This window comes from Oryzihumus sp. JJN4-3R (assembly GCF_057747915.1).
Map to the genome: position 1 here is coordinate 435,989 of NZ_CM173229.1, position 17,537 is coordinate 453,525.

Below are 17,537 nucleotides of genomic sequence, written 5' to 3' on the forward strand. Positions count from 1 at the left end.
ATCTCCTCACGCGCCGAACGCCCAAGCGGCAGAGGCTTTCCTTCAGGCCAGCCGAAAAGCGCTGGAAGAGCTGGGGATCCGAGGGACCCCCACCGACGAAGGAGAACGACATGATCTTGGCGACGACGAAGGTGAAGGACCTGGACCACTTCCTGGAGGTCTACGGCACCAAGGGCGCCGAGAAGCGCGGATCGCACGGCTCGAAGGGCTCGACCGTCTACCGCGACCCGATCGAGGAGGACCGGGTCTGGGCCATCTTCGACTGGGACGAGGAGGGTTGGACGGCGTTCGCCACGGACCCGGAGACCCCGGGCATCATGCAGGAGGCCGGGCACCTGGGCCGGCCCTCCCTCGGCCACTACCTCGGCAGCTTCAACGCCTGAGCTCCCACCGGTGCCGGTCCGCGCCGGGCCGGCACCGGCCTCAGGGGCCTCGGGCCACGCTTCGGCGCTGTTAGCCTCCGCGCATGACTGGGCAGGCTCCCGCCGATTGGCATCCAGACCCCTTCGGCCGCCACGAACGGCGCTACTGGGACGGCAGCAAGTGGACCCACCACGTCGCCTCGCGTGGCATTCAGGCAATCGATGCCCCCGTCGACCGGGCGCCGGTCCAGACCGTCAGTCCTGAGCAGGCTCCGGCGTCGTGGTACCCCGACCCTTTCGGCCGCCACGAACGCCGTTACTGGGACGGCAGCCAGTGGACCCACCACGTCGCCTCGCGTGGCGGTCAGGGGATCGATCCCCCTGTCGCTGGTGCGCCGGTGCCGACCGATGAGCGGGCACGCAACAACGTGCAGCGTCAGGTGCGCAGATCCGGTGTCCCCGTCGCCGCCCAGGTCGGCGATACAGCGCTCTTCACCGAGCCGGTGCTGGTCGTCAACCAGAAGGCCAGGCTCTTCGGGTCCAACGCCGAGTACGCCGTCCATGACCAGCAGGGCCAGCAGATCGGCGTGGTCCGGGAAGTCGACCAGCGCCTCCTGAGGAAGGCCATGGGAGGAGGCGGCCAGCACGGGACGCATCGGTTCCAGGTCGTCGACATGAACGACCGCGTGCTCATCGCGCTGACCCGGCCGGCCAACTTCGCCAGGTCCAGGATGATCGTCTCGGGTGCCAACGGCACCCACGGTGAGATCCTCCAGAAGAACATCGGCTTCTTCGGCAACGTCCGCTTCAGCCTCGAGTCCGGCGGTCAACGGTTGGGCTCCATCAACGCCGAGAGCTGGAACGCGTGGGACTTCAACATCCAGGACGCCACCGGGACCGAGATCGCTCGGATCACCAAGACGTGGGCGGGGTGGGCCAAGGAGAGGTTCACGAAGGCCGACAACTACGTCGTGCAGATCCACCGGCCGCTGGCGGAGCCCTTGCGCACCCTCGTGACCGCAGCCGCGCTGGCCGTCGACACCGCGCTCAAGCAGGGCAACCCGACGAGCGGCTCAGGGCGCACGCGTCGGTACAGGTAGGCCCCACGCCCCAGGGCTCGGATGGCGAGGACCCCCGCATCCCGCAGCCGCGATCCGGGGCGGCTCGGCCGGATCTGCCTGCGCCGGCGTCATCGGGACGTCACATGGGGCCTTGGGGCGTCCAGCTCGGCCCACCGCTGAGCTTGAACGTGTCCGGCTCGACGTCACTGTGCTCGTCGGCCCTTCGCTCCTCGCGGGTGCGGGGGTGATGGTGCCGGTAGATCGCCCCCCGCACCGCGAGCGTCACGACCAATGCGGTCGCCAGGATGAAGACCGCGATCAAGAACGTGGCAATCACGACATCTGCCATGAGCCCTCCCCGACTCCCGCCGGCCAGTACCGTTGTCGTTGGGACGTATCCACGGCCTCGCCAGTTCCCGGGCACGCCGATGGTGCGTGCTCCCCCACCCGGGCAACGGGCAGTGACGCCACGGCGGAAAGCAGGCAACGGCCCCGTCCGCCTCACGACGGGTCGGGGCCGTTCAGGCTGCGCCGGTTGGGGCCGCCGCCGGCCGCTGGTTCACTGGTGCCGTCTCGGTCGGCAGCGGCTGGTTCGGGTACCTGTTGGCGTTGCCCCGGAAGCCGTCGACGCAGCCGTTCATGAAGAACGGACGCTCGTTCTGCCAGTTGCCCGCAGGGATGCTGCTGTCGTTGCCGATCCTGTCGGCGACGTCCGTGCAGTGCGTCTGCGCGTCCTGGTCGCGATACTGGGCGACGAGCCGCAGACCGATCTTGTACCCCACCGCATAGAACGGGGCCTCAGGCGGATCGCCGTTGGCCGAGGGTGAAACGGCAGTGGCGATCAGGCCCAGCAGGGCGAGGACCGCCCAACCTCCCATGGCCAGACCGAAGATGAGTCGTCGGGCCTTGCCGCTGGTCTTCCGGAGCAGCTTGATCGCCAGGACGATGCAGACGACGGGGATCAACGCGGAAGCGAAGAGCAGCAGCGCGGCACCGATGGGGTCCCGCTGCGCCCAGTAGGGCGGTGGTGCCGGCGGAGCGTGGAAGACGGGGGCAGGTTCGGCGGTCAGCAGCGGCCCGGGCGTTGCCGACTGAGGAGGTGCGCCAGCGTCTGGCCCGGGCTCAGGGATCTCGTCGTCGCCATGCGTGTGGGTGCTCAACGCCCCTCCTGCCTTCGTGTCAAGGGAAGCGACCTGGCCCGCGTACGTCATCGAGCATCGGCAGGGGAATGGGCTACAGCGATGGTGCGACCGGCTGACTGACGCGATGTGCCTCCTCCCCCACCAATCCCGCCCCGGCGGGCTCGCCGCGGAGTAGCGTCCGCTGATGTGTCCGATGCGCAGCGACAGCGGTGGGAAGGCTGGACCGATGAGCCGCTGATCGTCGCGGCAGTGCTCTTCCTCGGCGCGTACGCCTGGCCGATCCTGCAGCCCGGCCTCCCCACCTGGGCCGCCCGCCTGTGCACGGTCGTCAGCTGGGCCGTGTGGGTCCTCTTCGCCGTCGACTTCCTGGTCAGGCTCGGGCTCGCCCAGCGCCGGTGGCTCTTCATCCGCCGCAACTGGATGGACGTCCTCACGCTGGCTGTGCCCATGCTGCGTCCACTCCGTGCCCTTCGCGTGGTGGTGGCCCTCAACATCATCGGGCGCAGAGGCGGCGCGTTCGCCCGCGGCAAGGTGGTGGCCTACGTCGCTGCTGCTGTAGCTCTCGTGGGGTTCGTCGCGGCACTCGCGGTGCTCGAGGCCGAGCGCCACAACCCAGACGCCAACATCAAGACGTTCGGCGACGCGGCCTGGTGGGCCGCCACCACGGTCACCACCGTCGGCTACGGGGACCGGTACCCCACCACCACCGAGGGCCGGTTGGTTGCGGCTGGCCTCATGGTCACGGGCATCGCGCTGCTCGGCGTGATCACCGCAGCACTGGCCTCGTGGTTCGTGGAGAAGCTGGCAGAAGTCCAGGCAGCCGAGGAACGCACCGAGGAGGAGGTCTCGGACCTCGCCTCCGAGGTCCATGCCCTCCGTCGCGAGATCGCAGCCCTGCGGCGCGCCGAAGACCGGGAAAGGGTCCGGTAGACCGGTTCGTGCTCGCCGCGTGGGCGCCCGGCTGGGTCGCGAGGTGCCGCACGCAGACCGTAGGCCACCGAACATGCGAACGGCCCCTGGCTGCGTTTCCGCAGATCAGGGGCCGTTTCGTGCTGGTGGGCGATACTGGGTTTGAACCAGTGACCTCTTCCGTGTCAAGGAAGCGCGCTACCACTGCGCCAATCGCCCGAGGTGGAGACGGGATTTGAACCCGTGTACACGGCTTTGCAGGCCGTTGCCTCGCCTCTCGGCCACTCCACCGTGAAAGGCCTGCCGGCCCTCCTTGGAAGGCGCTGGGCCTCCGAGCGGACGACGGGACTCGAACCCGCGACCCTCACCTTGGCAAGGTGATGCTCTACCAACTGAGCCACGTCCGCGTGAACGCCAGCGGTGTAACTACCCGCCGTGCGTGCGGTCAGACAGTAGCCGATTCGAGCGATCAGAGTCCAACTGGCGGTCGGGGTCGGGCGCGGCCCCCTCCTGGGGCATCGGGGTGAGGGGTCGCTCGTGCGCCGGACCCCGGCGCGGCGGTCCGACCTGGCGGGCAGTGGCGCTGAGCAGCGCGACCTCGGCGGCGTCGGCGGCCTGCTCGCGCTCCGCGCGCCGACGACTCCCCTCGTCGCGGGCCCACGCGATCAGCCGGGCCCGCGAGCTGAGCCGCTCCTGCACCGGCCACAGCTGGCGCGCGGCGGCGTTGAGCGCGGCGCCGATGAGGACGGCGATCGCGAGGAAGTAGAGCCAGATGAGCACGACGATCGGCGCGGCCAGCGGCCCGTAGATGGAGGTGCCCCCGACGGAGGCCCCCAGCCAGATCCGCAGGACGAAGGAGCTGAGCAGCCAGATCGCCAGGGTCAGGACCGCCCCGGGGACATCACGCTTCCACGGCGCGCGCCGTGGCGTGCTGACGTGGAACAACGTGGTCAGGCTGGCCACGGTGAGGAAGACGACCGTGGGCCAGTAGAGCCCCATGAGGAACTCCACCCGCGCCGGCAGCAGCCGGGCCATCACGCTGGGGCCGACCAGCACCAGCGGCATCACGACGACCCCCACGACGAGGGCGACGATGTAGAGGGTGAAGCTCAGCGCTCGGGTCCGGACGATGCCGCGCACGCCGCTCTGGCCGTACATGATCGAGATGGTGTCGACGAAGACGTTGAGCGCGCGCGACCCCGACCACAGCGAGAGCAGGAAGCCGATCGAGATGACGTCGATGCGCCCGTTGCGCAGGACGTCGTCGACGGTGGGGACGATCACCTTCCGGACGCTGTCGTCGGTGAGGAAGCGCGCGGCATACGTCTGGATCGCGACGCTGGCCTGGTGAGTGGTGTCCGGCCCGAGCCACCGCCCGACGTAGCCGACCCCGCCGAAGAGCCCCAGCACCAGCGGCGGCAGCGACAGCAGCGCGAAAAAGCCGGCCTCCGAGGCGAGCCCCGTCACGCGGTAGCGCAGGCAGACCCGCCAGGTGGCGGCGACGAGGCGCCCGAGCGCCACACCCCCCGGCACGCGGGCCAGCCGGTGGCGGACGTGGTCCTTCGGGCTCATCGCCCGGGCCGCCGGTCCACGGGTCCGGCCTGCGCCCCTCGGAAGCTCCTCACCGCTCCACGGTAACCGCCCGGGGCACGCGTGACCGACGTGACACCCTCCGGTCGTGCTCAGGTGTACCCACGGGTAACAATCCGCCCTAGCCTGCCCGGGGTGAGCACACACGAGGTCACCAACCAGGTCCCCCCGCTGCTCGGCCACAACGTGGTCGACGCCGACACTGCCCTCACCGAGGCACTGGAGCGCTGGGGTGACCCGGCCGACCGGGCCGAGCTCAGCCGCCTCGGCGCCCTCGCCGGGACCGAGCGCGCGCAGGCCTGGGGCGACCAGGCCGACCGGTGCACCCCCGTCCTGCGCACCCACTCCCCCCGCGGCGAGCGCGTGGACGAGGTGGAGTTCCACCCGGCCTGGCACGAGCTGCTCGGCACCGCGGTCTCCTTCGGGCTGACCGCCGAGCCGTGGACCAAGCCGGCCGGAAGCGGCGCCCACGTGCGCCGCGCGGCCGGGTTCGTCGCCTGGTCGCAGGTCGAGGCAGGCCACGGCTGCCCGGTGTCCATGACGTATGCCGCGGTGCCGGCTCTCGCGGCCAACCCCGAGCTGGGTGCCCTGTGGGCACCCAGGCTGGCCTCCCGCGCATACGACGTCGGCCTGCGGCCCGTGGCCGACAAGGCCGGCTGCATCGCCGGCATGGGGATGACCGAGAAGCAGGGTGGCTCCGACGTGCGGGCCAACACCACGGTGGCGATGCCTGTCGCCGGAGGGCCCCTGGCGGGCGGGGAGACGTACCGGCTCACCGGGCACAAGTGGTTCTGCTCCGCGCCGATGAGCGACGTGTTCCTCGTCCTGGCCCAGGCGCCCGGTGGCCTGACCTGCTTCGTCGTGCCGCGGGTGCTCCAGGACGGCACGCGCAACGCCTTCGCGATCCAGCGGCTGAAGGACAAGCTGGGCAACCGCTCGAACGCCTCCTCCGAGATCGAGCTCGACGGCACGTGGGCGGTGCGTCTCGGCGAGGAAGGCCGCGGCGTGCGGACCATCCTGGACATGGTGGCCGCCACCCGCCTGGACTGCGTCCTGGGCTCCGCCTCGACGATGCGGGCCGCCCTGGTCCGCGCGGTGCACCACACCCGTCACCGCCACGCGTTCGGGGCCGCGCTCGTGGACCAGCCGCTGATGCGCAATGTGCTCACGGACCTGGCCCTGGAGTCCGAGGCGGCCACCACGCTCGGGATGCGCCTGGCGGCGGCCGTCGACGCCGGCGACACCGCGTTCTCGCGCCTGGCCGTCGCCGTCGGGAAGTACTGGGTGTGCAAGCGGACCTCCCCGATGGTGGCCGAGGCCCTGGAGTGCCTGGGCGGCAACGGCTACGTCGAGGAGAACGGGCTGGCGCGGCTCTACCGCGAGGCCCCGCTGAACTCGATCTGGGAGGGCTCGGGCAACGTCAACGCCCTCGACGTGATCCGGGCGGTCAGCCGCGAGCCCAGGGCCGTCGAGGCCCTGCACCAGGAGCTGAGCCTGGCCCGTGGCGCCGACCAGCGGCTCGACGCCGCCATCGACCGCGCCGTCGTGGCGGCGCACGACCTCTCCGCCACGGAGCCCGCGCAGGCGCAGGCCTCCGCGCGCGGGGTCGTGGAGCTGCTCGCCACGACCCTCCAGGCGAGCCTGCTCGTCCGCTTCGCACCGGCATACGTCGCCGAGCCGTTCGTCGCGAGCCGCCTCGGCGGCGAGCACGGGCACACCTTCGGCACCCTCTCCCCCGAGGCCGTCCGGGCCGCCGGGACGCAGGTCATCGACCGGGCGTTCGCCGGCTGAGCCATCCGCCGCGACACCCCCCGCCCCACCGTCGGAGGTCCCGCGGGCAGGGGGGTGTCATCGGGGCCCTCCGGGATGGGCTAATGTCTGACATCGCAACGACAGCGGGGCACGAACCCGGTGGAGTTGAATGCGGACGTGGCTCAGTTGGTAGAGCATCACCTTGCCAAGGTGAGGGTCGCGGGTTCGAGTCCCGTCGTCCGCTCGGGAACAGCCCTCTCGGGGGCTGCCGGGGCGATTGGCGCAGCGGTAGCGCGCTTCCTTGACACGGAAGAGGTCACTGGTTCAAACCCAGTATCGCCCACCACCTGGAACGGCCCCTGAGCTGCGCAAGCGCAGCGCAGGGGCCGTTCTGCTGCCCGGTCGGCGTCAAGGGTCCATCATCGGGGTGAGGACCGTCCCTGGGTCGTGGGCCGAGGCGAGGAGCGCGTATGCCGGCCAGACGGGCGAGCACCCACCTCTCCCTGAAGTCGGCGGCGGCGTTCCGGCCACTTCTGGAAGCCACCCCGGGCGCACGGCGACGTCATCGAGGGCCGGGAGGTGAGCTTCCTCGAGCTCTTCTACGACCTCGTCTACGTCGTCGTCATCTCCCAGGCAGCCCACCACCTCGCCGGTGACGTGACGTGGGCAGGGGCGGGCCGGTTCGCCGTGGTCTTCGGGCTGATCTGGCTGGCCTGGGTCAACGGAGCCGTCTACCACGACCTCCACGGCCGGGCCGAGGGACGCACCCGCACCTACGTCTTCCTCCAGATGGGCCTGCTGGCCCTCCTCGCCGTGTTCACCGGCGAGGCGACCGCGGGCGACGGGCCGCCCTTCGCCGTCGTCTACAGCGCGTTCCTGTTCCTGCTGGGCTGGCTGTGGTTTTCCGTGCGCCTGAGGGACGACCCGGCGTTCCGCCCGGCGACGACGCCCTACATCGCCGGCGTCCTCGTCTCGGCCACGGTCGTCGGGGCCAGCGCGCTCCTGCCCGGCAGCGCACGCCTGGCCGTCTGGGCGCTGGTCGTCCTCGGGTGGCTGGCCGGCATCATCGTCCTGGACTGGCGCAGCGGCGCGACACGGGACACCAGCCTCAACGCCAGCGAGTCCATGGTGGAACGGTTCGACCTGTTCACCATCATCGTGCTGGGCGAGGTCGTCGTCGGGGTCGTGAACGGCATCGCCGAGGACGGTCGCACGCCGATGGCCGTCGTCACCGGCATCCTGGGGCTGGGCATCGGGTTCGCGTACTGGTGGAGCTACTTCGACCTGGTGGGTGGCCGCCGGGTGCGTTCGGCCCGCGGAGCGCTGTCTCGCTGGCTCGTCGGCCACCTGCCGGTGACCCTGACGATCGCCGCGACGGGCGCGGTCATGGTCAGCATGGTCGAGCACGCGTCGCAGGGCCACGCCCCGGCACCCGCCCCCATGGTGCTGTCGCTGTCGGTGGCGGTCGGTGTCCTGGCCCTGGTCCTCATCGCGACGTCGCTGGCCGACTGGCGCGACCTCGCACCGGTCTACCGCTCGGTGTCGTTGGCGCTGGCGGCCGCCGCCGTGGTCGCCCTCCTGGTCGGCTGGCTCGCGCCTCCGCCGTGGCTGCACATCCTGGTGCTGATCCTCCTGCTCGGCGCCGTCTGGCTCTTCGGCATCCTCACGTGGTTCGCGTTCACCCACCCCGATGACACAGGCCCGGACGCAGGCTGACCCGGCACCTCACCTGGCCAGCGGCCCGCCGCGACGGACCGCCGAGACGACGTCGAGGATCGCGTGGGTGGTGACGGCGGCATACCTCTCCTCCGCGACCAGGTCCTCGTGGGTGGCGCCGTCGACGACGCGATGGACGCTGTTGGTCGACAAGGAGGCCAGGCGGTTCTGCACCTCGGCCCAGCCGGCGGCGCTTCCGCTGCCGGCCGTCAGCACCGCCAGAGGCTTGTCACCGAAGTCACGCAGGGAGGCGGCCTGCCGCACCGAGGCGCCCGCCGCGACGTACTCATCGACGGTGCTGCGGACGGTGCCTGCGGTCGCGACGCTGGCGGCGACCTCGCCCCGGGACTGCGGCGGCAGGCTGTCGAACGCGAGCTGCGCGTACAGGCGTGCCAGCCCGAGGCGAGCCGTGGTCGAGACCAGTGCGGCGACCCGGCCCATGAGGTCGTAGGAACCAGCGCCGGCCGGCTCCGGTGCCGCCGATGTCGCCGACGACGCCGGAGCGGTGGAGTCCACCAGCACCATCCCGGCGACCTCCCCCGGATAGCGGGCGGCGAACGTGAGCGTGTAGAGGCCGCCGAAGGAGTGGCCCGCCAGCACGTAGGGCCCGGGGACGTTGCCCCGATGCAGCAGGGTGTGGAGGTCGGTCGCGATCCGGGTGCCGTCCTGGACGGTGTCGGCGGGCTCGCTCCACCCCCGACCTGCCCGGTCGTAGACGCACACGCGGGTGCCACGAGCCACGGCCGGGGCGATCCACCCCAGGCTCGAGCCCATCTCGCCCGCGCCCGGCTGGAGCACGACCGTCGGCCTGCCTGAGCCGGTGCAGTGCAGGTGCAGGCGGTGTCCGCCGACGTCGACCAGCTGCCCAGGCATCGGGTAGGCGTTGGCGTCCGTAGCCTCCCCCAGGACCTGGTAGGCGCCGCCGATCGAGGCAAGTGCCATCACAGCGAGCACCGGGTAGAGGACCCACCGCCGGCTCCGGCTCCGCAGCTGAGGACGGGCGCGAACGACCATCCAGACCACCAAGGCCAGGAGCGCCGGCGGCCACACCCAGTTGAGCACCCCGTGCACCGAGGGGCCGGCGAGGACCAGGAGAAGGCCACCGAGCCCGAGGAACACTGCCGGCGCCGCGGCCCATCGCTGTGGTTGATCGGTGAACCGCACCGAGAGCACGGCCAGCATCGCCCAGCCGAGTGCGAACCCGCACAGCACCGCGCCCGTGATGCTGTCCTCCTCCGCCGGGATGAACGGAGCCGCGGCGAGGAGCAGGGCGGCGACGAGTCCGGTGACCAACGAACCGACCACGACCCAGCCGATGCGTCCGCTCCGAGCACCATCCGGGGCACCAGCCGGGGCGCCGGCCGGGGCACCCTCCGGACCGGACGGGCGATCCGGGCGCTGGTCCCCGGGGACGGAGCTCGTGGGGTGGTCGGTCACGGTGGACTCGCTTCCATGCACGGTGGGCGTCGCGCGAGTGCAGCCCTCTGCACTGGGAGCACGTGCCGTCATCACGACGCTAGGCCGCGGTCGTCGATCCCGAACCGCCCGGAGGGAGGGATGTGCTCCGCCCGGAGCGAGGGATGTGCTCTGCCCGGAACCGGGACCAGGGCCCCTTGTCCGGCCCGGTTCCGGCGACGGAGGCTGGTGGGCCGGGTGGGGCCCGCGGCTCTCGGCGGCCTCCAACCCGAGGACGAAGGAGCCGACATGAGCGCGACCGCGGGACCGCACGGGACGGCCGGCCGGCTGTACCCGCTCAGGCGGTGGCTCTACCGGGGCGGACGCCCCAGCGCGTTCGCACGGCCGATGAACCGGGTCTCGGCGTGGCTGTTCTCGGCCGGGATCCTCTCCCCGCCCCAGGCCGTCACCATGGAGGTCCCCGGCCGCCGCACCGGCAAGGTGGTCTCGTTCCCCGTGGCGGTCGCCGACCTCGACGGCGAGCGCTACGTCGTGTCCATGCTCGGCGAGGACGTGAACTGGGTGCGCAACGTCCGGGCCGCCGAGGGACGCGTCGTCCTGCGGCGGCGGGGTCGCTGGGCCGTCCGTCTGGTGGAGGTCGAGCCCGCCGACCGGGCGCCCGTCCTCAAGCGCTACCTCGAGGTCGCCCCGGGGGCCCGACCGCACATCCCGGTCGACCGGAGCGCCCCGCTGGAGGAGTTCGCGAGGATCGCCGACCGGTACCCCGTCTTCCGGATCACCTCCGCCACCGGACGGTCAGGCCCAGCGCGGTGATGCTTCCCACACGGATTCCGGGAAGACGGCGGCCGCCTCGCACGGCGTCGCGATCCGCGGCGTGATTGCGGCATTTGAGGCGTTTCGGGTGACTTGGGGGGGCACCCCCGCTGCGTGCCATACTCACGCGGTTGTCCCCTAGCGTCACGGAGGAACCCATGACCCCCAACGCCGCCGAGCTGAACGGCGAGTGGGAGTTCGATCCCAGCCACACCCGGGTCGGCTTCTCGGCCCGGCACGCCATGGTGGCCACCGTCCGCGGGGCCTTCAACGAGGTCGAGGGCAGCTTCCATGCCGACCTCGACGACATGACCAAGTCCTCGGTGCTCGTGACCCTGAAGGTCGCCAGCATCGACACCCGCAACGGCCAGCGTGACGACCACCTGCGCAGCGGCGACTTCTTCGACGTGGAGAAGTGGCCGGACATCACCTTCGTCAGCACGAACGTCGAGGAGGTGGAGGACAACGCCTACATGATCAGCGGCGACCTCACCATCCGCGACATCACCCGGCAGGTCGTCATCCCGCTCGAGCTCATCGGCATCGACACCGACCCCACGGGCCTGGTCCGCGCCGGGTTCGAGGGCAGCCGCCGGATCAACCGGCGCGACTTCGGCCTGGAGTGGAACGTCCCGCTCGACTCCGGCGGCATGCTGATCTCCGAGCGCATCTCCCTGGAGTTCGAGATCGGCGCGATCAAGAAGACGGGCGACCAGGCGTCCTGACGCCCGTCAGCTGACACCGGACCACAGGATCGGGGCTCCCCACGCGGGGAGCCCCGTCCTGTCTCCCGGCGGTGTCCCCGGCCCTGGTGCGCCACCACCCGGCATACCGGTCGGCCTGGGCCGTCCACGAAACGGCACCGTCACCCACGAACCGGGCGGACAGGACACAATGGGCCCGACCACATCACCGTGGCGCCGCCTGACGCGAAGGACCCCATGGACATCTGGCCGGGCAAGCCCTACCCCCTCGGGGCCACCTTCGACGGCAGCGGGGTCAACTTCGCCGTCTTCTCCGAGGTGGCCGACCGTGTCGAGCTGTGCCTCGTCGACGAGGCCGACGTCGAGACCCGGGTCGACCTGAAGGAGGTCGACGGCTACGTCTGGCACGGCTACGTGCCGGCGCTCCAGCCGGGCCACCGCTACGGGTTCCGCGTCCACGGGCCCTACGAGCCGGAGAACGGGCACCGGTGCAACCCGGCCAAGCTGCTGCTCGACCCCTACGCCAAGGCGATCGACGGGCAGATCGACGGCGACGAGTCGCTGTTCTCCTACCGCTTCGGCAAGCCCGAGGTCTTCAACGAGGACGACTCCCTGGGCCACACGATGCTCTCGGTCGTCACGAACCCGTGGTTCGACTGGGGCCACGACCGGCCGCCGGCGCACGAGTACCACGACAGCGTCATCTACGAGGCCCACGTCAAGGGCCTGACGATGACCCACCCGGACGTGCCGGAGGCGCTGCGCGGGACCTACGCCGGCATCGGCCACCCTGCGGTGATCGAGCACCTCAAGGGCCTCGGCGTCACGGCCATCGAGCTGATGCCGGTGCACCAGTTCGTCCAGGACACGACGCTGGCCGACAAGGGCCTGTCCAACTACTGGGGCTACAACACGATCGGCTTCCTCGCCCCGCACAACGGGTATGCCGGCACCGGCACCCGCGGGCAGCAGGTCACCGAGTTCAAGTCCATGGTCAAGGCGCTGCACGAGGCGGACATCGAGGTCATCCTCGACGTGGTCTACAACCACACCGCCGAGGGCAACGAGCAGGGCCCGACGATCGCCTTCCGCGGCCTGGACAACGCGTCGTACTACCGGCTGGTCGACGACGCCAAGGAGCACTACTACGACACCACGGGCACCGGCAACAGCCTGCTCATGCGCAACCCCCACGTCCTGCAGCTGATCATGGACTCGCTGCGCTACTGGGTGCTCGAGATGCACGTCGACGGCTTCCGCTTCGACCTCGCGGCGACGCTGGCCCGCCAGTTCCACGAGGTGGACCGCCTGTCGGCCTTCTTCGACCTCGTCCAGCAGGACCCGGTGGTCAGCCAGGTCAAGCTCATCGCCGAGCCGTGGGACGTCGGCGACGGCGGATACCAGGTCGGCAACTTCCCGCCGCTGTGGACCGAGTGGAACGGCAAGTACCGCGACACGGTCCGCGACTTCTGGCGCGGCGAGCCGGCCACCCTGGGCGAGTTCGCCTCCCGCATCACGGGATCCAGCGACCTCTACGAGCAGTCGGCGCGCAAGCCGATCGCCTCGATCAACTTCGTCACCGCCCACGACGGGTTCACCCTGCGCGACCTGGTCTCCTACAACGAGAAGCACAACGAGGCCAACGGCGAGGGCAACAACGACGGCGAGAGCCACAACCGCTCGTGGAACTGCGGCGCCGAGGGCGAGACCGGCGACGCCGGCATCAACGCCCTGCGGGCCCAGCAGCAGCGCAACTTCCTGGCCACCTTGCTGCTCAGCCAGGGCGTGCCGATGATCGCCCACGGCGACGAGGTCGGACGCACCCAGCACGGCAACAACAACGCCTACTGCCAGGACAGCGAGCTGGCCTGGATCGACTGGGACCTCGACGCCGAGCGCAACGACCTGCTGGCGTTCACCTCGCGCCTGGTGCAGCTGCGCAAGGACCACCCGGTCTTCCGCCGGCGCCGCTTCTTCGCCGGTGACGCCGCCCACGGCGGCCGCAGCGAGCTCGGCGACATCGAGTGGTTCGCCCCGCAGGGCACCGAGATGGACGAGCTGGACTGGCGCAACGGCTACGCCCGCAGCCTGATGGTCTTCCTCAACGGCGAGGCGATCCCCGAGCCCGACCGGCTGGGCCGCACGATCATCGACCAGCACTTCCTGCTGCTGTTCAACGCCCACAGCGAGCCGGTCGAGTTCACCCTGCCGCCGGCGGACTACGGCTCGACCTGGGAGGTCGTCCTCGACACGACGGCCGCCGTGGAGCCGGAGGTGCAGACCTGGGAGGCCAAGTCGGTCCACCCCGTCGCCGGCCGGGCCATCGTGGTGCTGCGCACGCCGCAGGAGGACCTCAAGGCCTGACCCGCCGCACGCCCCAGCCCCTGACGCAGGTATGCCGTGCCCCTCACCGTGAGGGGCACGGCACTGCCATGCTGCGGGGATGGCCACCACGCACTCCTCCCCTGACCGGCCCCCACCGCCGCTCCCGCCCACGATGCGCGCCGCGGTCATCACGCACCACGGCGACCTCGAGGCCATCGAGCTGCGCCAGGTGCCCGTGCCACAGCCGCGCCCCGGCGAGGTGGCGGTGCGCGTCGCCGCGGCCGGGTGCAACAACACCGACCTGTGGACCCGGGAGGGCTCCTACGGCACGGCCGAGGACCCCGAAGCCCGCGCCGGATGGCTCGGGCCACTGGACTTCCCGCGCATCCAGGGCGCGGACGTGGCCGGCACGGTCGTGGCCGCGGGCGACCGGTCGGGAGCCGACCTGGTGGGGTCGCGGGTGCTGGTCGACCCTGCCCTGTATGCCGGGCCGGGACGTGACGAAGCCGTGGTCGACGTGCTGGGCAGCGAGCGCGACGGCGGGTTCGCCGAGTACGTCGTCGTCCCGCACGAGCGCGCGCACCGCGTCGACGGCACGCCCCTCACCGACGTCGAGCTGGCCGCCCTGCCCATCGCCTACGGCACGGCCCTGGGCATGCTCGAGCGCGGTGCGGTCGCGGACGGCCAGACGGTCCTGGTCACCGGCGCCTCCGGCGGGGTGGGACTGGCCGCGGTGCAGCTGGCGCGCTCCCGGGGCGCCCGGGTTGTCGCCGTGAGCAGCGCCGCCAAGGCGGAACCGGTCCGCGACGCCGGCGCCGACGCCGTCGTGGACCGGCAGCGCGGGCACCTGCTGGCCGATGCGGCCGCCGCCGCGCCCGCCGGGTACGACGCCGTCATCGACGTCGTCGCGGGGGCCGCCCTGGGACCGGGCCTGGGGCTCCTGCGGCCGGGCGGTCGCTGGGTGGTGGCCGGCGCGCTGGACGGATGGGCGGTGGAGCTGGACGTGCGCCGCCTCTACCTGGCCAACCTCTCCCTCGTGGGCTCGACCATGCACACCCCCCGGATCTTCGAGCAGCTGGTCGAGGTCGCCCGCCGCGGCGAGGTCCGGCCGGTCATCGCCGCGACGTTCGGCCTGGAGGAGGTGGCGGAGGCGCAGCGGCAGCTGGCAACGCGCCGCCACGTCGGCAAGCTGGTGATCCGGCCGTGACCGGGCTCTCCCCCGGTGCCGGGCGCGACGGTCCGCACGGCGCACGCCCGACCCTCGCCCCGGGCCGAGCCGTGGCACCCGAGGTCTTGCGCGTCAGTCGATCCGCTCGGCCAGGGAGACGATGATTCCCTCCGGTCCGCGCACATAGGCCATGCGCCAGGTGTTCTCGTGCTGCCCGATGCCGCCGACCAGCGCGTAGCCGTCCGCAGCCAGGCCGTCCACCGTCGCCTGAAGGTCGTCGACCTCGAAGCAGACGCTGCGCAGGCCCAGCTCATGGGCCATGGCCCCGGACGATCCGGGCTCGTGGTCAGGCCGCACGAAGCTCGAGAGCTCGATCCCGCACCCTCCGCCGGGCGGTCGCAGCACGACGATCTCCGTGCGCGACCCCGGGATGCCGATGACCGTGTCCAGGAACTCGCCCTCCAGGAAGGCGCGCCCCTCGACCTCGAGACCCAGCGCGACGAAGAACGCCGTGGCGGAGTCGAGGTCGGCGACGGTGATGCCGACGTGGTCGAAGCGCGGTATCTGTGACATGGCGTCCATCCTGCACCGCCGGCCGGCCGGCTGCCGACAGATCAGGTGGCGGCGAGGCGCTCCTTCTGGGCCTCGACGTCGAAGGTCGCCTTCGGCCACTCCGGGCCCATCGCCCGCAGGTGCTCGAGCAGGAGCTGCTGCACGGCGAGGCGGGCGTACCACTTGCGGTCGGCCGGGACGACGTACCACGGCGCCACGTCGGTGGAGCAGCGCTCGAGGGCGACCTGGTAGGCATCCATGTAGGCATCCCAGTGCTGGCGCTCGTCGACGTCGCCGGGGTTGAACTTCCAGTGCTTGTCCGGCCGGTCCAGCCGCGACATCAGCCGGGTCCGCTGCTCCTCCGGGGAGATGGCGAGCATGACCTTGACGATCCTGGTCCCCCCGGCGTCGACCTGCGCCTCGAAGGCGTTGATCTGGTCGTAGCGGGCCGACCACACGGGCTCGGGCACGAGGTTGTGCACCCGCACGATGAGCACGTCCTCGTAGTGCGAGCGGTCGAAGACCCCGATCTGCCCGGCGTGTGGCAGCGCCTTGTGGATCCGCCACAGGAAGTCGTGGGCCCGCTCCTCCTCGGTCGGGGCCTTGAACGCCGTGTGCTGCACGCCCTGCGGGTCGACCGACCCGACGACGTGCCGCATGATGCCGCCCTTGCCCGCGGTGTCCATGCCCTGCACCACGAGCAGCAGCGCGCGGGTCCCGCCGGCGGTGCCGTCGGCGTAGAGCCGCTCCTGCAGGTCGTCGAGCTCGTCGTCGGTCTCGGTCATCAGCTCCGCGGCATTGCGGCGCTTGCCGTCGAAGCCGGGCGTCGACCCGGGGTCCACGTCCGCCAGGCGGAAGCCCTCCCCGACCCGCAGCACCTCACGGAACGCGGCGCCGCCATTGCGGCTGCCGTTGCGGCCAGGGCCGCCGTCGCCGTCCCCGCCCTTGTGTGCCATGGGCTGATGGTCGCACTAGCCCTCGCCGTGCGCGACCTGCCCGGAGGCCTCCCGGGCGAGGGCGGTCAACCGGGACACGGCGCGGAAGTACTTCTTGCGGTAGCCGCCCTTGAGCAGCGCCGGCGTGAAGACCTCGCCCAACGGGGCGCCGCTGGCGAACACCGGCACGTCCCGGTCGTAGAGCCGGTCGGCCAGGACGACGAGGCGCAGCGCCACCATCTGGTCGTCGATGCTGTGCACGCCCTGCCAGCCCACGGATCCCACGCCGTCGAGCAGAGCTCCGTAGCGGCTCGGGTGCACCTGGGCGAGGTGGGCCAGCAGGTCGTCGAAGCCGTCGAGCGCACCCCCGGTCGCGGCCACCTTGTCGGCCACCTCGGCGTCGGTCAGCGGCGCGGGGCTGTCGGCGAGGCCACGGTGGCGGAAGTCCGGGCCGTCGACGGTGAGCACCTCGAAGCGGCGCGAGAGCGCCGCGATCTCGCGCAGGAAGTCGTCCGCGGCGAAGCGCCCCTCCCCCAGCGCCTCCGGCAGGGTGTTGGACGTCGCGGCCAGCGACACCCCGGCCTCGGCCAGCCGGGCCAGCAGGGTGGACATGAGCACCGTGTCGCCGGGGTCGTCGAGCTCGAACTCGTCGATGCAGACGAGGCGGTGACCGCTCAGGGCCTCCACCGTCCGGGCGAAGCCGAGGGCACCGACGAGGTTGGTCAGCTCGACGAAGGTCCCGAACGCCTTCGGCCCCGGCGCCGCGTGCCACAGGCTGGCCAGCAGGTGCGTCTTGCCGACGCCGAACCCGCCGTCGAGGTAGACCCCGCGACCGTCCTGCGGCTTGCGGCGACCGAACGACCACCGGGAGCCGCCCGCGGGAGCCAGCGACGCGGCATACGCCTCGAGCCGCTCGACCGCGGCGACCTGGCTGGGCTGCGCCGGATCCGGGCGGTAGGTGGCGAAGCGGACCCCGTCGAAGCGCGGCGGCGGCACGAGCTCGCCGACGAGCCGCTCGGGGTCCACGGTGGGGCGTCTGGTGCTCAGGGGGGCCTGCGTTGCGGTGTCCGACACGAGCCCCAGCCTAGGCAG

Annotated in this window: 16 protein-coding genes, 5 tRNA genes and 1 pseudogene; 12 read left to right on the forward strand and 10 right to left on the reverse strand. The window is 71.7% G+C overall.

What is annotated here, in order from left to right; translation table 11 throughout:
* Positions 1 to 110: 110 nt before the first annotated feature.
* The 3 genes and pseudogenes from AC3ANM_RS01895 (at position 111) to AC3ANM_RS01905 (ending at position 1,462) form a co-directional block, all read left to right on the forward strand.
* Entirely contained in the window at positions 111 to 383 is a 273-nt protein-coding gene (locus tag AC3ANM_RS01895) for a hypothetical protein (protein WP_488286450.1), read from the forward strand.
* A gap of 83 nt (positions 384 to 466) precedes the next feature.
* Positions 467 to 709 (forward strand): annotated as a pseudogene (locus AC3ANM_RS01900) (DUF2510 domain-containing protein); the annotation flags it as partial.
* A gap of 51 nt (positions 710 to 760) precedes the next feature.
* Entirely contained in the window at positions 761 to 1,462 is a 702-nt protein-coding gene (locus tag AC3ANM_RS01905) for an LURP-one-related/scramblase family protein (protein ID WP_488287897.1), read from the forward strand.
* 100 nt (positions 1,463 to 1,562) lie between these two features.
* Here AC3ANM_RS01905 and AC3ANM_RS01910 read toward each other — a convergent pair whose 3' ends face one another.
* Together AC3ANM_RS01910 and AC3ANM_RS01915 are read right to left on the reverse strand one after the other, a co-directional pair.
* Positions 1,563 to 1,772: a hypothetical protein gene (locus tag AC3ANM_RS01910; protein ID WP_488286451.1), complete on the reverse strand. Its 210-nt coding sequence runs from the start codon at positions 1,770 to 1,772 to the stop codon at positions 1,563 to 1,565.
* Positions 1,773 to 1,944: 172 nt separating this feature from the next.
* Complete coding sequence (locus AC3ANM_RS01915) at positions 1,945 to 2,583, reverse strand: hypothetical protein (RefSeq protein ID WP_488286452.1); 639 nt, start codon at positions 2,581 to 2,583, stop codon at positions 1,945 to 1,947.
* A 168-nt stretch (positions 2,584 to 2,751) separates the two neighbouring features.
* Here AC3ANM_RS01915 and AC3ANM_RS01920 point away from each other — a divergent pair, with 168 nt between their 5' ends.
* A complete protein-coding gene (locus AC3ANM_RS01920) occupies positions 2,752 to 3,495 on the forward strand; it encodes a potassium channel family protein (RefSeq protein ID WP_488286453.1) in 744 nt (247 codons plus the stop codon).
* Positions 3,496 to 3,618: 123 nt separating this feature from the next.
* Here the strand turns inward: AC3ANM_RS01920 and AC3ANM_RS01925 are convergent.
* The 4 genes from AC3ANM_RS01925 to AC3ANM_RS01940 form a co-directional block, all read right to left on the reverse strand.
* Positions 3,619 to 3,693: transfer RNA gene (locus tag AC3ANM_RS01925), tRNA-Val, on the reverse strand.
* Between the two features lies 1 nt (position 3,694).
* Positions 3,695 to 3,765, reverse strand: a tRNA-Cys gene (locus tag AC3ANM_RS01930).
* A gap of 43 nt (positions 3,766 to 3,808) precedes the next feature.
* Positions 3,809 to 3,881, reverse strand: a tRNA-Gly gene (locus AC3ANM_RS01935).
* Positions 3,882 to 3,900: 19 nt separating this feature from the next.
* Positions 3,901 to 5,046 carry a YihY/virulence factor BrkB family protein gene (locus tag AC3ANM_RS01940; RefSeq protein ID WP_488286454.1) on the reverse strand — a complete coding sequence of 382 codons (1,146 nt, stop codon included), beginning with the start codon at positions 5,044 to 5,046 and terminating at the stop codon, positions 3,901 to 3,903.
* Positions 5,047 to 5,199: 153 nt separating this feature from the next.
* Here AC3ANM_RS01940 and AC3ANM_RS01945 point away from each other — a divergent pair, with 153 nt between their 5' ends.
* The 4 genes from AC3ANM_RS01945 (at position 5,200) to AC3ANM_RS01960 (ending at position 8,532) form a co-directional block, all read left to right on the forward strand.
* A complete protein-coding gene (locus tag AC3ANM_RS01945) occupies positions 5,200 to 6,855 on the forward strand; it encodes an acyl-CoA dehydrogenase family protein (protein ID WP_488286455.1) in 1,656 nt (551 codons plus the stop codon).
* Positions 6,856 to 6,987: 132 nt separating this feature from the next.
* Positions 6,988 to 7,060 (forward strand) — tRNA-Gly (locus tag AC3ANM_RS01950).
* A 27-nt stretch (positions 7,061 to 7,087) separates the two neighbouring features.
* Positions 7,088 to 7,162 (forward strand) — tRNA-Val (locus AC3ANM_RS01955).
* Between the two features lie 233 nt (positions 7,163 to 7,395).
* Positions 7,396 to 8,532 carry a low temperature requirement protein A gene (locus tag AC3ANM_RS01960; RefSeq protein ID WP_488286456.1) on the forward strand — a complete coding sequence of 379 codons (1,137 nt, stop codon included), beginning with the start codon at positions 7,396 to 7,398 and terminating at the stop codon, positions 8,530 to 8,532.
* 9 nt (positions 8,533 to 8,541) lie between these two features.
* On the opposite strand, the gene AC3ANM_RS01965 is transcribed toward AC3ANM_RS01960, so the two are convergent.
* Complete coding sequence (locus AC3ANM_RS01965) at positions 8,542 to 9,825, reverse strand: alpha/beta fold hydrolase (RefSeq protein ID WP_488286457.1); 1,284 nt, start codon at positions 9,823 to 9,825, stop codon at positions 8,542 to 8,544.
* Between the two features lie 411 nt (positions 9,826 to 10,236).
* Between AC3ANM_RS01965 and AC3ANM_RS01970 the strand changes: the two genes are divergently transcribed.
* From AC3ANM_RS01970 to AC3ANM_RS01985, 4 genes are all read left to right on the forward strand, one after another.
* Positions 10,237 to 10,761 carry a nitroreductase/quinone reductase family protein gene (locus AC3ANM_RS01970; protein WP_488286458.1) on the forward strand — a complete coding sequence of 175 codons (525 nt, stop codon included), beginning with the start codon at positions 10,237 to 10,239 and terminating at the stop codon, positions 10,759 to 10,761.
* A 158-nt stretch (positions 10,762 to 10,919) separates the two neighbouring features.
* Positions 10,920 to 11,486 (forward strand): YceI family protein, encoded by a 567-nt coding sequence (locus AC3ANM_RS01975; RefSeq protein WP_488286459.1) that lies wholly within the window; start codon positions 10,920 to 10,922, stop codon positions 11,484 to 11,486.
* A gap of 216 nt (positions 11,487 to 11,702) precedes the next feature.
* Positions 11,703 to 13,829, forward strand: coding sequence for a glycogen debranching protein GlgX (glgX, locus tag AC3ANM_RS01980; protein WP_488286460.1), 2,127 nt, complete (start codon positions 11,703 to 11,705; stop codon positions 13,827 to 13,829).
* Positions 13,830 to 13,908: 79 nt separating this feature from the next.
* Positions 13,909 to 14,997 (forward strand): zinc-binding dehydrogenase, encoded by a 1,089-nt coding sequence (locus AC3ANM_RS01985; RefSeq protein ID WP_488286461.1) that lies wholly within the window; start codon positions 13,909 to 13,911, stop codon positions 14,995 to 14,997.
* 93 nt (positions 14,998 to 15,090) lie between these two features.
* On the opposite strand, the gene AC3ANM_RS01990 is transcribed toward AC3ANM_RS01985, so the two are convergent.
* From AC3ANM_RS01990 to zapE, 3 genes are read right to left on the reverse strand one after another with little or no spacing between them, the layout of a single operon-like run.
* Positions 15,091 to 15,531, reverse strand: coding sequence for a VOC family protein (locus AC3ANM_RS01990; RefSeq protein ID WP_488286462.1), 441 nt, complete (start codon positions 15,529 to 15,531; stop codon positions 15,091 to 15,093).
* 41 nt (positions 15,532 to 15,572) lie between these two features.
* The gene (locus AC3ANM_RS01995) at positions 15,573 to 16,466 is read right to left on the reverse strand and encodes a polyphosphate kinase 2 family protein (protein WP_488286463.1); all 894 of its coding nucleotides are present in this window, start codon (positions 16,464 to 16,466) and stop codon (positions 15,573 to 15,575) included.
* 15 nt (positions 16,467 to 16,481) lie between these two features.
* A complete protein-coding gene (zapE, locus tag AC3ANM_RS02000) occupies positions 16,482 to 17,519 on the reverse strand; it encodes a cell division protein ZapE (protein WP_488286464.1) in 1,038 nt (345 codons plus the stop codon).
* Positions 17,520 to 17,537 lie beyond the last annotated feature (18 nt).

Bases quoted from the DNA above. Each gene is read 5' to 3' on its own strand.
- AC3ANM_RS01895 (WP_488286450.1), top strand. From the start codon at position 111: ATGATCTTGGCGACGACGAAGGTGAAGGACCTGGACCACTTCCTGGAG.
- AC3ANM_RS01910 (WP_488286451.1), bottom strand. From the start codon at position 1,772: ATGGCAGATGTCGTGATTGCCACGTTCTTGATCGCGGTCTTCATCCTG.
- AC3ANM_RS01940 (WP_488286454.1), bottom strand. From the start codon at position 5,046: ATGAGCCCGAAGGACCACGTCCGCCACCGGCTGGCCCGCGTGCCGGGG.
- AC3ANM_RS01970 (WP_488286458.1), top strand. From the start codon at position 10,237: ATGAGCGCGACCGCGGGACCGCACGGGACGGCCGGCCGGCTGTACCCG.
- AC3ANM_RS01975 (WP_488286459.1), top strand. From the start codon at position 10,920: ATGACCCCCAACGCCGCCGAGCTGAACGGCGAGTGGGAGTTCGATCCC.
- glgX (WP_488286460.1), top strand. From the start codon at position 11,703: ATGGACATCTGGCCGGGCAAGCCCTACCCCCTCGGGGCCACCTTCGAC.
- AC3ANM_RS01985 (WP_488286461.1), top strand. From the start codon at position 13,909: ATGGCCACCACGCACTCCTCCCCTGACCGGCCCCCACCGCCGCTCCCG.
- AC3ANM_RS01990 (WP_488286462.1), bottom strand. From the start codon at position 15,531: ATGTCACAGATACCGCGCTTCGACCACGTCGGCATCACCGTCGCCGAC.
- AC3ANM_RS01995 (WP_488286463.1), bottom strand. From the start codon at position 16,466: ATGGCACACAAGGGCGGGGACGGCGACGGCGGCCCTGGCCGCAACGGC.